Here is a 12,104-nt window from a genome sequence, read left to right as displayed (position 1 = left end):
AGGGGAAGGGGCCGGCCCCGTGCCCGGTGTTTCGGGCGTCCCCTGCGGTACCCCCGCAGGGTGGCCCGACGTGCAAGGTTGCGCACTCCGCCATGCATGGCGTGCTAATGGCGTAGAGCGGCTACCCGTTCCGGCGTCCGTCTACGAGGCGCGGCAGTCCGAGCGGGTTTTCCTCCCGCAGGGCGTCGGGCAGCAGATGCTGCGGGAAGCCCTGGTACGCGACGGGTCGGAGGAAGCGTTCGATCGCGGCGGTGCCGACGGAAGTACTGCCAACAGCAGTCGTCGCCGGGTAGGGACCACCGTGCTGCTGGGCGTAGGTGACCGAGACGCCTGTGGGCCACTGGTTCCAGACCACGCGGCCGGCCTTGCGGGCGAGGACTTCTACCAGGTCTGCGACATTGCAAGATTCCGTGCCATGGATCGTGGCAGTCAGCTGCCCCTCGAAGGTCCCGGCGAGTTCCGGGAGTTGGGACTCGTCGTCGTATGCCACAACGACGGCGGCCGGGCCGAAGCATTCTGTCTGGAGCGTTTGCGGCTCAGCAAGCACGTCCGCGGCCGTGGTGAGCAGGAGGGTGGGGCCGGGAGGGGCGGCCAGAGGTGCCGGGCCCTGGGCCAGGACGTCGATGCGGGGGTTGTCCTGCAGGCCAGCGAGCACCGCTGTGTAGCCGGACTGGATCCGTTCGTTGAGCAGTGGAGCGGCAGGCGGCAGGGTGGCATTGCGCAGCGCCTCCACGACGCCCGAGCCGGCCGGGACGAACAGCATGCCGGGCTTGGTGCAGAACTGCCCGGCCCCCAGGGTGAAGGACCCAAGGAACCCTTCGGCGATCTCCGCGCCACGCTCGGCGGCTGCGGCTTCGGTGACGAATGCCGGGTTGTTGCTGCCCAGCTCGCCGAAGAAGGGGATCGGTTCGGGCCGGGAGCTGGCGATGTCGAAGAGTGCCCGTCCGCCGGGGATGGAGCCGGTGAAAGCTCCGGCTTTGACCCGGGGGTCCCGCAACGCCGCGGAGCCGGCGGCGGTACCGGTGATCAGAGCGAAGGCGCCCTCTGGTGCTCCGGCCGCGCCGAGGGCTGTTGTGACCACTTCGCCGGTCATCCGGGAGAGACCCGGGTGCCCGGAATGGGCCTTGAGCAGCACGGGGCTGCCCGCGGCAAGGGCGGAGGCGGTGTCGCCGCCTGCCACCGAGAACGCGAAGGGAAAGTTGCTGGCTGCGAACACGAGGACCGGGCCCAGGGGCACCAGCATGCGGCGCAGGTCTGGCCGTGGCGCGCCCATGGGCCAGTCGGCGTCGGCGTGGTCCACACGGGCGTCCAGGTAGGCGCCATCCCGGAGCACCTCTCCGAAGAGGCGCAGTTGGAAGGTGGTGCGCTTTAGCTCGCCCCGGAGACGGGCCTCGGGCAGGTTGGTCTCGCGTTCGGCCACCGGGATCAGCTGGTCTGCCGCTGCGTCGAGGGCGTCCGCCACGCTCTCGAGCAGCGTGGCGCGCTCAGCCGGGCGCAAGGCCGCGAGCGGCGCGGCGGCCGTATGCGCGGCGGCGACGAGCGACTCAAGTTCGGCATCAGCGGTGGGCTCTACTATGGCGGGGGCGATCGCGGTCATGTGCGGTGTCCTTCCGGAACGGGGTCAGTGGTATTGGTTTCAGCTGTCTGCAATGTCGAGGGAGGCGAGTTCGCCGATGCTGACGGGCGCGCCGAGCGGTCTCTTGGCGGCGTCTTTCAGGGACTGGGCGGAGGCCGAAGCACCCGGCCCGGCCCCAAGGCAGGCTGTTGCGAAACCGCAGACCCTGCCCTGGCACCAGCCCATGCCGGCACGGGTGAAGGATTTTAGGCTGCGGCTGTCGCGGGCCTCAAGCGTTTCCCGGGCCTCGGCGAGCTGGCCGGCGGTGACCTCCTCGCACCTGCACACGGTCGTGTCGGGTGTGAGCCATTCCTGCCAAGCGGCGGGCACCGGGTGGGCCCGGTGCATGGCCTCGGCGAAGCGCCGATGCCGTGCGGCGCGGGACGGTTCGGCGCGCGACGGTGCGGCGTAGGCCCCCGCGCCGGGCTCCCGGACTGCTGCCGCGCCTGCCGTGAGACCTTCAATTACGGCCAAGGATGCCCCTCCGACGCCGGTGACTTCCCCCGCCAGGAACAGGCCGGGGATGCTGGACTCCTGACGCTCATCGACGATGCCGACAAGCGAGCCGTCGGCGTCGAGCCTGGTATCGGCCCCGAGAGCCACGGGCAGTTCCATCTGGGGAGTGAAGCCCCAGCCAAAACCGACCACATCGACGTCGTCGTAGACGCCTTCGGTGCCGGGGCGGACCCTGCCGTCGGCATCGACCATGGCCGTCCGCACGCCTGAGGCACGGTCCTGGCCGAGGATTTCGGTGACGATGCTGCGGGTACGGTACGGGATCCGGTGCCGGGCGAACACTGCTGCGTACTCGGCCCCTTCAAGGGCCTTCCCGGGAACGCCGGCGGCCGCGCGCAGATGCGGCAGCCATGCTGTCGGGGAGGAGGACTCGAGCACAGCAAGGACCTTGCCGCCGGCTTCCGCGATTCCGGCCGCCACCGGGAGCAGGAACGGGCCGGTGCCGGCGACGACGAATCTGCGACCTGGCAGTGTTCCGTTTCCTTTCAGGAAGGCCTGGATGCCTCCGGCGGCCATGACCCCGGGCAGCTCCCAGCCGGGGACCGGCAACTGCCGGTCGTAGCCTCCCGGGCACAGCACCAGACGGCGCGCGACGACGGTCCGCCCGACGCCGGCGCCAGAGCCCGCTGGGCCGTTGCCGGCCGCGTCTTCGGATCTTGCCCCGGCCACAGTTGGCGTCGTGCGCAGGGTGAAGCCGACGTCGTTCTTCTCCGGCATCCAGACCTGGAGGCCGGGAAGGTAGGTGATTTGCCCACGACGGCGCGCCGTGTCGAAGCGGGCACGGAGGTCAACGTAATTGCGCCAGCCATGGTGCCCGGCACCGTCTGGCTCCGGCACTACGGTCTCGGGGCGATGGCGCCAGAACTGCCCGCCCGGCTGGGCGCCGGCGTCCACAACTGCGACCAGGGCCCCTGCCTCGGCGGCCGCGACGGCCGCGGCCAGGCCGGCGGGTCCGGCGCCCACGACGGCTACGTCAGCCTTTACGAGGCTGCCAACCTCGCCAGGGCTCACGGCCGGCCTCCCTCAGCATGAGGGTACGAGCCGTCAATCTGCATGCCATCACTTACTTCAACGAGGCACGCACGCTGGTTGGCCGCGCCGTCGACGGTGACAAGGCAGTCGAAGCATACGCCGATTCCGCAGAATAACCCGCGCGGCCTCTCTCCCTTGCGCGTGCTCCGCCAGGCGGTGATGCCATGGGCCACCAGGGCGGCGCCGACGCTCTGGCCGGGTGCAGCCTTGAGCGGGCGGCCGTCGAAGCGGAGGGTTAGTTCATCGGTAGACCCGCCGGGCGTCTCTGCCGCGCTCTGTGCCTGGGTGCTCATGCGGTAGCCTCCTGGTGATGTGTCGGGGTGGGATCAGCCGCCAAGCCGAAGCGGGCCGGCGCGAAGGGGGAAAGGTCCAGTTCCGGGGACTGGCCGGCCAGGGCCTGGGCCAGGAGCTTGCCGGTTCCGGCGGACAGGCCGATGCCGGCGCCCTCGTGCCCGGCGGCGTGCCATAGCCCGGGGGCGCGCTCATCGTGTCCGATCACCGGCAGGTGGTCCGGGCAGTATGGGCGGAAGCCGTGGTAGTGGCGGATGGCCTTGACGTCCTCAAGAAAAGGGAAGAGGGCGGTCGCGTTGCGGGCAAGCAGGCGCAGTGCGCTGGTGCTCACCGAGCGGTCAAAGCCCACGCGCTCCCGCGTCGAGCCGATCAGGATGGTTCCTCCGGGGGTGCTCTCAACCACCGGCGAGGCCTGCAGCCCGGCGTCTGAACTGCCGACGTTGTCGATGTATTCCGCCGCGTAGACCTTGTGGTGGACCATCGGCGGGAGCGGCTCGGTGACCAAGACGAAGCCCCGTCTGGGCAGGACCGGTACGTTGACGCCGGCCAGTGCGGCGAGTTCCCCCGCCCAGGTGCCGGTGCAGTTCACGACGGCGCCGGCGGCGAAATCCCCTCGAGGGGTCCGCACACCGGTCACGCGGTCCCCGCTGCGCAGGAACCCCGTCACGGGCGTCCCCGCCAAGAAGCGGGCCCCCGCCTCGGTTGCGAGTCGGACGAGGTGCGCCGCGACGAGCATCGGCTGGACCTGGCAGTCCTCGCGGTAACTGGCCCCGCCAAGGGCCTCGGGGGAAATATGTGGCTCTGCTTCCCGGAGCGCATCGCGGTCAAGCTCCTCGACGGCGACGCCGTAGCCGGTCTGGACGGTCATGACGCGGTGAAGGGAGGCGAGGCTGCTTTCGCGGGAGGCCACGATGATCCCGCCCTTGGACTCAAATTCCCAGAGCTTCTTGTGCTCGCCCAGGTCTCCGTGCCATACCTCCAGGGAGTAGCGTGTCAGTTCGAGTTCGGGGCCGAGTTCCTTGTCCGAGACCAGAATGTTTCCCTCGCATGCGGAGGATGTGCCGCTGGCCGGCAGGCCCTTGTCCAGGACTGTGACGGTCAGGCCCTGCTGCGCGGCGAAGTACGCGGTGGCCGCACCGACGACTCCGGCGCCAATGACGAGTACGTCGCTGGCTGCGTTCATGGCTGTTGCTCCTGGTCTGGTTTTTCGTGCTCACCGGTGGCCCAGAGGCCGCGGGCGTGGCCGATGTGGCGGCGCATGAGCTCGCGTGCCGCCGGTCCGTCGCCTGATTCAATGAGGTTGAGCAACTCGTGGTGTTCTTGGGCCGAGTCGGCCAGGCGGTCGCTCTCGCTCAGCGTTTTGAGACCGTACATCCGGGTGCGTGCGCGAAGACTGGTCGCGAGCTCAACAAGCTGGTTGTTGCCGGTGTAGCGCAGAAGCTCGGCGTGGAAATCACGGTCGGCGGCCAGATATGAGGCCAGGTCCCCCTCACGCGCTGCGTTGACGATGGCGTCTGCCATCGAGCGAAGTGTGGTGATGCCTGAGGGCGGGACGGTCCCGGCAATGTCGGCCATCACGGGAGGCTCAAGGAGCAGCCGGATCTCCGAGAGCTCGTCGAGCTCACGGTCGCTCATGCTGGTGATGCGGAATCCCTTGTTCTTCATCGTCTCGACCAGGCCTTCGCGGGTCAGATCCATCATGGCTTCCCGCACGGGCGTGGCCGAGACGCCGAAGGCCGCGGCCAGGGCGGGCGCAGAGTACAGGGTGCCTTCCTTGAGCGTGCCGGCGATGATGGCGGTGCGCAGATACTCTGTGACGGATTCGCGCAGGCTGTACTGGCGGCCGAGCGGTGCTATCGGGAGTTCGTTGTTGACTGACACGGTGAGAACTCCTTGTGCGGTCTTCATGGCGTGCTTCTTCCTTGTTCATACACCACGGCGGCCGTGACGAGGTCTTCCCATGCCATGCCAACGCCGGCGTACAGGCACGGCCGGCCGGGCGTGCGATTAAACCGTCCGGTGACCAGGTCTTGAAGGTTGGCGGGACGGATGGCTTCCCACTCCTGGACGGTTCGGGCCGGGATAAGGTCCCCGGCCTCGCGCCAGGCGGAGGCGCGTCCCTCCACGACGACGTCGCTGCGGCGCACGAGTGCGGCGTCAACCTCGCGCGCGTCCACTCCGTGCTGACCCACCGCGGCGACCACGGCTCCGGGGGCCACCAGTCTGCCGTCGAAGAGCGGAGTGCGCGAGGAGGTCGTGCAGAGCACGATGTCCGCGTCGGGCACCTCTGCGACGGTTCCCGGGCGGAGCTCGATGTCCTCGGTGGCCAGCTGCGCGATGAGCGTCCGCACGCGCTCGGGGCGCAGTCCGACGACTGAAAACTTTGCATCGGGGATGACCGCTTTCGCCGCACGAACGTGGTTGAGTGCCTGGGTTCCGGCGCCGAACACGAGCACCCGGGGAGGCTCCGGGGCGCCGCCGGACGCGGCGCCCAGGATGTGCTTTACGGCCAGGAGCGTGGTGGCAGGCGTGCGGATTGCGGTGAGTTCGTTGCCGTCCATCACAGCCAGCGGCGCCAGGGTGCCGGAGTCGACGAGGAGATAGACGCCTTGGATCTTCTCCAGTCCGCGCGCGGGGTTGCCCGGGGCAACGGTGAGGGCCTTGATGCCGCTGTAGCTGCGGCCGACCGCCGGCATGAGGAGGAATGCCCCGCCCGGGGCGGGGCTGAAGAGCCTCGGACTGTCCTCCTCCGGATCCACGCCGTTCCGGAGGGCCCGCTCCAGGGCCGCGATCGCCGTCGTCCACGGGGCGGCCGCGCGAACGGCCGCCGCATCAAAGTAGGGAAGGCTCACAGCAGGAACCCTGCTGGAAACGGATCGGTGGGATCGAGGAAGTACTGCGCCGTGCCGGTCAGCCACGCCCTGCCTGTCACTGTTGGGACAACGGCCGGCCGGCCGGCCACCTCGGTCTCCTCGATCAGCCTGCCGGTGAAGCGCGAACCGATGTAGGACTCGTTGACGAAGTCGGCGCCCAGGGCGAGCTCGCCGCGGGCGTGCAGCTGAGCCATCCTGGCGCTGGTGCCGGTGCCGCACGGTGAGCGGTCGAACCAGCCCGGATGGATGGCCATGGCATGGCGGGAGTGCTCGGCCGTGGAACCGGGAGCCTTGAGGTAGACGTGGTGGCAGCCGCGGATGTCGGCACGCTCGGGGTGCACGGGCTCGTCCGCGGCGTTAATGGCGTCCATGATCGCGAGGCCGGCCTTGAGCAGGTCATCCTTGCGCGAGCGCTCAAAGGGCAGTCCGAGGCTGTCGAGGTCTACGATCGCGTAGAAGTTCCCGCCGAAGGCCAGGTCATAGGCGACGGTGCCGTAGCCGGGGACTTCCACCGTGGCATCGAGCCGGTCCACGAAGGAAGGGACGTTGCGCAGCGTGACCGACGCCGCCCTCCCGTCCTCGACGGATACTTCGGCGATCACCAGGCCGGCCGGCGTGTCCAGCCGCACCGTCGTGACCGGCTCGACCACCTCGACCATTCCGGTCTCCACCAGCACGGTCGCGACGCCGATGGTGCCGTGCCCGCACATGGGCAGGAGCCCGGACACTTCAATGAAGAGGACGCCGAAGTCCGCATCCGGCCGTGTGGGCGGTTGGAGGATGGCCCCGCTCATGGAAGCGTGGCCGCGCGGCTCGGTCATGAGGAGGGTGCGGATCCAATCGCTGTGCTCCATGAACCACAGGCGGCGCTCCGCCATGGTGGCGCCAGGGATCGTCCCGATGCCGCCCGTGATGACGCGCGTGGGCATGCCCTCGGTATGCGAGTCCACGGCGTGGAAAATGCGGTTGGTTCTCATCGGGTACTCCTTGGGTTCCTGTGGTGTCGGATCCCGGTGCGGCGCGCGGCGCCGCACCGGGAAGGCAGGCTTGGCCTGGAATCTGGCGTGGACCTGAGGTTACTTGTAGCCCTTGGCGAGGGCCGCCTCGGTGTCGCGGACGACGGCGTCGCGCACTGCTGCGCTGAGCGGTCCGCGCGGCGGGCGGCAGACGCCACCGCGCAGGCCCACGACGTCCATGGACAACTTGATGGCCTGGACGAATTCCGTCTTACTGTCCCAACGCAGCAGGGAGTGCAGATCACGGTAGATCTCACGGGCGCGCTCCAGATCCGAGACGTCGCCCGAGGTGGAGAGCCGGTAGAGCTCGAGGGTGGACTCCGGAATTGCGTTGGGGTAGCCGGACACCCAGCCGACGGCACCGGCCAGGCCCATCTCGACTACGGTGTCGTCGGTGCCGATGAGCAGATCGACCTCGGGGGCCAGCTCCTTGATTTCGTAGGCGCGGCGCACGTCGCCGGTGAATTCCTTGACGCCGACAATGAGGCCTTCGCCGTGAAGGCGGGCAATGAGCTGCGGGGTCAGGTCCACCTTGGTGTCGATGGGGTTGTTGTATGCCACGATCGGCAGCCCGACGGCGGCAGCGCGGCGGTAGTGGTCCACCACCTCGTCGTCGTTGGCCCGGTAGGCGTTCGGAGGGAGCAGCATCAGCGAGCTGGCTCCGGCCTCGGCGGCCTGCTCCGCCCACTTCAGCGTCTGCAGCCCCCCGTAGGCGCCCACTCCTGCCATGACGGTGAAGCCCTCGGGCGCCGCCTCGACCGCCGTCGTGATGACGCGGGCGCGCTCTTCCTCGCTCAGGGTCTGGTATTCGCCCAGGGAGCCGTTGGGGGCCACACCGTCGCAGCCTGCACTGGCCAGGAACTGGACGTGTTCGGCATAGGCGTCGTAGTCGATGCTCAGGTCGTCGTTGAACGGCAGTGCTGTCGCGACGAGTACGCCGTGCCAGGGCTTGCGGGTTTCGGTCATGATCATGTCCTTTCATGGGGCACACGCGGCGCCGTCATTGTGTTGCCGTGAGCTGCCTCACAGCCAGTCTACCATGTGACATTGCACAGGTGGTCTAAATGTGGTGCCGGGCCGAAGCCCGGCACTCTGGGTCGGTCGGCGGGGTCAGCTTGCGGGAACCACGTACTGCTTCGAGGCAACCTTCCCGAGCCCCTCGGACAAGCCGGCGTCGGTCAGGAGCTTGGTGATGGTCCCATCCCCGCGCTGTGCGGTGATGCCGGCGTCGAGCGCTTCGCGCAGGCTATTGTTGCCCTTGGTCATCGGGAAAGCGGCCTCGGGTGCGTTGGCGATTGCCCCCACCCGCGGGTCCGGCTTCTCATTCGCAAGCGCCACCTTGACGCCGGCGACATCCTTGAACTGGAGCACCTGCACACCATAGGCGTCGACGTCCGCGTCGAGTCGGCCGGCGTCGAAGTCGGCCTTGAGCTCAACACTGCTTGGGTAGGTGACAAGCTTGTCGCCCAGGATCTTCTTGAGGTCTTCAACCCACAAGTAGCCGTCGATCGTGCCCACCTTGTTCATCTTCTCAAGGTCCGTGACGGTGGTGGCGCCGGTCTTCGAGGTGATGCCCATGCCGTCCAGATATGTGGAGGCGGAGAAGTCAACGGCCTTGAGGCGCTTCTCGGTTGCGTCGATCGTGCCGACTGCCAGGTCGATGTTGCCGCCGGAAATGGACTGGACGGCATCCGCGTAGGTGGCCTGCTGGTAGGCCGGTTCGAGGCACTCGTCCTTGGCGATCTTGTTGACGATTGCGATGTCGATGCCGTTGGGCTTGCCGCTGTTGTAGCTGCTGAACGGCGGGATATCGATGACGCCCACCGTGAGCTTGCCCGGGGCGACGGTCTGGATTCCCGAATGCTGGGGTGTGCACGACGATGTGCTCGCATTCGTGGATCCGCCGCACGCCGTTAGTGCGAGGCCGAGGGTGATCGCGGTGGCAGTCAGGATGCCGGCGCTCTTGAGGGGGTGCGTTTTCATGGTTTCTCCTGGGTGTGTTGGGGATGGTGCGGAGTAGGTGGGGTGGAACGGTCAGGTGTGGCGGCCCATGCGCTTCTCGAAGAAGACGGTGATCCACGTGGCCGGCATCGAGATGACGGCATAGCAGAGGCCAGCGAGGGTGAAGATTTGCAGGTAGTTGAAGTCCTGGCTGCCGATGTTGTAGGCCGTCTTCATCAATTCAGGGACGGCAATGCCGTAAGCCAGCGACGTTCCTTGGAATACCTGGATCGCGACGCCCATCAGTCCGGGGATCGCTGAGCGCATGCCTTGCGGCATGATGACCCGGAAGAAGGTGTCGCGCCGCGACAGGCCTAAGGCGTTGGAGGCCTCCTGCTGTCCGCGGGCCACGGACTGGAGGCCCGCTCGCATGATCTCGCTCGAGTACGCTGCCGAGTTCCAGGTGAGGGCGAGGCATGCGGCTGTGATGCTCTCGAATGCGATCCCGAACTTCGGCAGGCCGTAGTAGAAGAGGTAGAGGATCACCAGGGCCGGTGCGCCGCGGCCGATCTCGACGACGGCGAGTCCGAGAGTACGGACGGCCAGGTTCTTGGCGGTCACCATGAGGCTGAGGCCCAGACCCAGCGGATAGCCGAAGAAGATTGAGATGCCTGCGATCAGGAGGCTGACGCCGAGGCCGGACATCATCTGCGGGAGGTAGCCCACCCATTCTGTAAGCCAAGTCATGCGTAGATGGCCTTCCTCATGCGGGAGTCGAGTCGACGGGACAGATAGGCAACCGGCAGGCTAAGCACGATGTAGAGGACGCCCACGATGATGTAGGGCAGGATCCCCTCGACCGTGGGGTGCTGCCGTGCGAAGGCCTGGGACTGGAACACCATCTCGGTGACGATGATCGTCGAGGCGATCGAGGAGTCCTTGAGCAGGCCGGTCAGGTAGGTGGCGATGGACGGGGATACGATGCGGAAAGCCTGCGGGGCCAGCACACCGAAGAACGTGGCCGCCGGGGCCAGCCCCAGGGCGTGTGACGCCTCGCCCTGACCTCGGGGGACAGACTGCAGACCGCCGCGAAAGATCTCGGCCAGGTAGGCCACGGAGACAATACCGAGGCCGACGATGGCCGCGCTGACCGGGTTGAACTTGAAGGTGCCGATCTGGATGCCGAACTTGAGCAGGAACAGCCACACGATGATTGGCACCCCCCGGACAAGATCAACGAAGAGCCGGGAGGCCAGCCTCACCGGCAAATTCGATGATGACAGTCCGATGGCGAGGGGAACGGCACCGACAATGCCGATGGCGAACGCCGACAGGGTCAGCCCCAGGGTCATGGGCAGCCCCTGCAGGACGGCGGAGAGCGCATCCATGTCAGCGCTCCAGCACGGCGCGCAGGAAGCGCCGGGTACGGGCCTCCTGGGGATCGCTCATGATGGCCCGCGGATCGCCTTGCTCGATGATCTTGCAGTCGGCCATCACGACAAGCGTGTCCGAGACGTCACGGGCGAACTGCATCTCGTGGGTTACGACGATCATCGTCATCCCATCTGCCGCCAGCTCGCGCATCACGGCCAGGACTTCAAGCCCCACCTCGGGGTCGAGGGCTGAAGTCGGTTCATCGAAGAGCATGATGCCCGGGTCCAGGGCCAGAGCCCGCGCGATGGCAATGCGCTGCTGCTGACCTCCGGAGCACCGGCCAGGATGCTGGCCCGCTTTCTCCTTCAGGCCCACCCGCTCAAGCAGCTGCATCGAACGCTCATCGGCTTCCTCCTTGCTGCGGCCAAGAACCTTCTGCTGCGGAAAGCTGATGTTCTTCAGCGCGGACATGTGCGGAAAAAGGTTGAAGGACTGAAAAACCATGCCGACCGTGCGCCGCAGCGCGGCAAGGTCCGAGGCATTGACGTCTTTACCCGGCTGAATGGTGTGTTCGCCCACCTGGATGGTGCCGGAGTCAGGCCGCTCCAGGAGGTTGATGCACCGAAGGAATGTGCTCTTGCCGGCGCCGGAGGGGCCAATGAGCGCCGTTACCGTCCCGGGCTCGACGTGCAGGGAGACATCGTCAAGGACGACGTGGTCGCCATAACGCTTTGAGATATTGTCCAGCTTGATGCCGGTACGGGGGGCGAGCTTGCCGTTCGCGATTTCTGAAAGGGTCATAGCGATCTTCCATGTGTGGACTAGGTAAACACGGTCCCTGTGGGCCGTGTCACATCATATGTGCAATGGTACATGACACTACCGGGCTGGGGAAGACTTTTATTTAGCCCGGATTTTTCATCGGACGGCGGTCGGGGCGCCGGGCCCGGTTTTTGCCGTCCCGGCGGGCTGAATCGGATTTCGGGCGTGGCTGAAAGGCCCCGGGTCGCCGGGCGCGGCGGGGGCTTCCGCTGATCCCGTTGGTGGGCGTTCTTCTTTCCTGCTCGTTGGTTGGCGGGGCTGCGATGTCAGGTCCGCAGCAGGAGTGCGGGGCGGTCCGCGGCTGCGGCGATCCGGCTGATCGCTTCGAGCAGTGCGGCGATGAGGGGTTTCTCCGGTGCGGCGTCGGGCAGCAGCAGGTGGTTCCGGCGGGCGCGGGTGATGATCTTCCCGGCGGTGGCGAAGAGCCGGTAGCGCCAGCGTTTGATGTCCCAGCCCCGTGCCTTGTGGCCGTCGGGCAGGGCGGCGAGCTGGAGCCAGGAGACCAGGTTCGCGGCCAGGACCGCGAGGTTCGCCCATGCCGCCTGGTTCGCGGCGAAATCCAGGGTGCGGCGGTTGGCTTGATCGGAGTGCCGCGCGGCCCCGCCTCGAGGCCTCCGCCCGTGG

12 protein-coding genes and 1 pseudogene are annotated in these 12,104 nt (G+C 67.6%); all 13 read right to left on the bottom strand.

All coding sequences use genetic code 11. The features are described 5' to 3' along the window. Positions 1-121: 121 nt before the first annotated feature. Positions 122-1,597 carry an aldehyde dehydrogenase (NADP(+)) gene (locus ACVWZ8_RS00155; RefSeq protein ID WP_456503425.1) on the bottom strand — a complete coding sequence of 492 codons (1,476 nt, stop codon included), beginning with the start codon at positions 1,595-1,597 and terminating at the stop codon, positions 122-124. A gap of 39 nt (positions 1,598-1,636) precedes the next feature. Next, positions 1,637-3,142 carry an FAD-dependent oxidoreductase gene (locus ACVWZ8_RS00150; RefSeq protein ID WP_456503424.1) on the bottom strand — a complete coding sequence of 502 codons (1,506 nt, stop codon included), beginning with the start codon at positions 3,140-3,142 and terminating at the stop codon, positions 1,637-1,639. Then, positions 3,139-3,456, bottom strand: a complete 318-nt coding sequence (locus ACVWZ8_RS00145) for a (2Fe-2S)-binding protein (protein ID WP_426976914.1) — start codon at positions 3,454-3,456, stop codon at positions 3,139-3,141. The genes ACVWZ8_RS00150 and ACVWZ8_RS00145 overlap by 4 nt, the downstream gene beginning before the upstream one ends. Beyond that, a complete protein-coding gene (locus ACVWZ8_RS00140) occupies positions 3,453-4,637 on the bottom strand; it encodes an NAD(P)/FAD-dependent oxidoreductase (protein WP_456503423.1) in 1,185 nt (394 codons plus the stop codon). The genes ACVWZ8_RS00145 and ACVWZ8_RS00140 overlap by 4 nt, the downstream gene beginning before the upstream one ends. After that, entirely contained in the window at positions 4,634-5,362 is a 729-nt protein-coding gene (locus ACVWZ8_RS00135; protein ID WP_456503422.1) for a GntR family transcriptional regulator, read from the bottom strand. The genes ACVWZ8_RS00140 and ACVWZ8_RS00135 overlap by 4 nt, the downstream gene beginning before the upstream one ends. Then, complete coding sequence (locus ACVWZ8_RS00130) at positions 5,359-6,306, bottom strand: ornithine cyclodeaminase family protein (RefSeq protein ID WP_456503421.1); 948 nt, start codon at positions 6,304-6,306, stop codon at positions 5,359-5,361. The genes ACVWZ8_RS00135 and ACVWZ8_RS00130 overlap by 4 nt, the downstream gene beginning before the upstream one ends. Further along, positions 6,303-7,304, bottom strand: coding sequence for a proline racemase family protein (locus tag ACVWZ8_RS00125; RefSeq protein ID WP_456503420.1), 1,002 nt, complete (start codon positions 7,302-7,304; stop codon positions 6,303-6,305). Before ACVWZ8_RS00125 ends, ACVWZ8_RS00130 begins: the two co-directional genes overlap by 4 nt. A gap of 99 nt (positions 7,305-7,403) precedes the next feature. Further along, complete coding sequence (locus tag ACVWZ8_RS00120) at positions 7,404-8,309, bottom strand: dihydrodipicolinate synthase family protein (RefSeq protein ID WP_456503419.1); 906 nt, start codon at positions 8,307-8,309, stop codon at positions 7,404-7,406. A 144-nt stretch (positions 8,310-8,453) separates the two neighbouring features. Further along, a complete protein-coding gene (locus tag ACVWZ8_RS00115) occupies positions 8,454-9,326 on the bottom strand; it encodes a substrate-binding periplasmic protein (protein WP_426976920.1) in 873 nt (290 codons plus the stop codon). A gap of 51 nt (positions 9,327-9,377) precedes the next feature. Next, positions 9,378-10,031: an amino acid ABC transporter permease gene (locus ACVWZ8_RS00110; RefSeq protein ID WP_456503418.1), complete on the bottom strand. Its 654-nt coding sequence runs from the start codon at positions 10,029-10,031 to the stop codon at positions 9,378-9,380. Next, a complete protein-coding gene (locus ACVWZ8_RS00105) occupies positions 10,028-10,672 on the bottom strand; it encodes an amino acid ABC transporter permease (protein ID WP_426976922.1) in 645 nt (214 codons plus the stop codon). The genes ACVWZ8_RS00110 and ACVWZ8_RS00105 overlap by 4 nt, the downstream gene beginning before the upstream one ends. Position 10,673: 1 nt before the next feature. Beyond that, complete coding sequence (locus ACVWZ8_RS00100; RefSeq protein WP_456503417.1) at positions 10,674-11,459, bottom strand: amino acid ABC transporter ATP-binding protein; 786 nt, start codon at positions 11,457-11,459, stop codon at positions 10,674-10,676. Positions 11,460-11,746: 287 nt separating this feature from the next. Then, a pseudogene (locus tag ACVWZ8_RS00095) lies at positions 11,747-12,037 on the bottom strand (transposase); the annotation flags it as partial. Positions 12,038-12,104: the final 67 nt, after the last annotated feature.

Source organism: Arthrobacter sp. UYCu723, assembly GCF_054059215.1.
The sequence above is the reverse complement of the archived record's forward strand: the minus strand, read 5'-3'. Positions and strand labels throughout refer to the sequence as shown.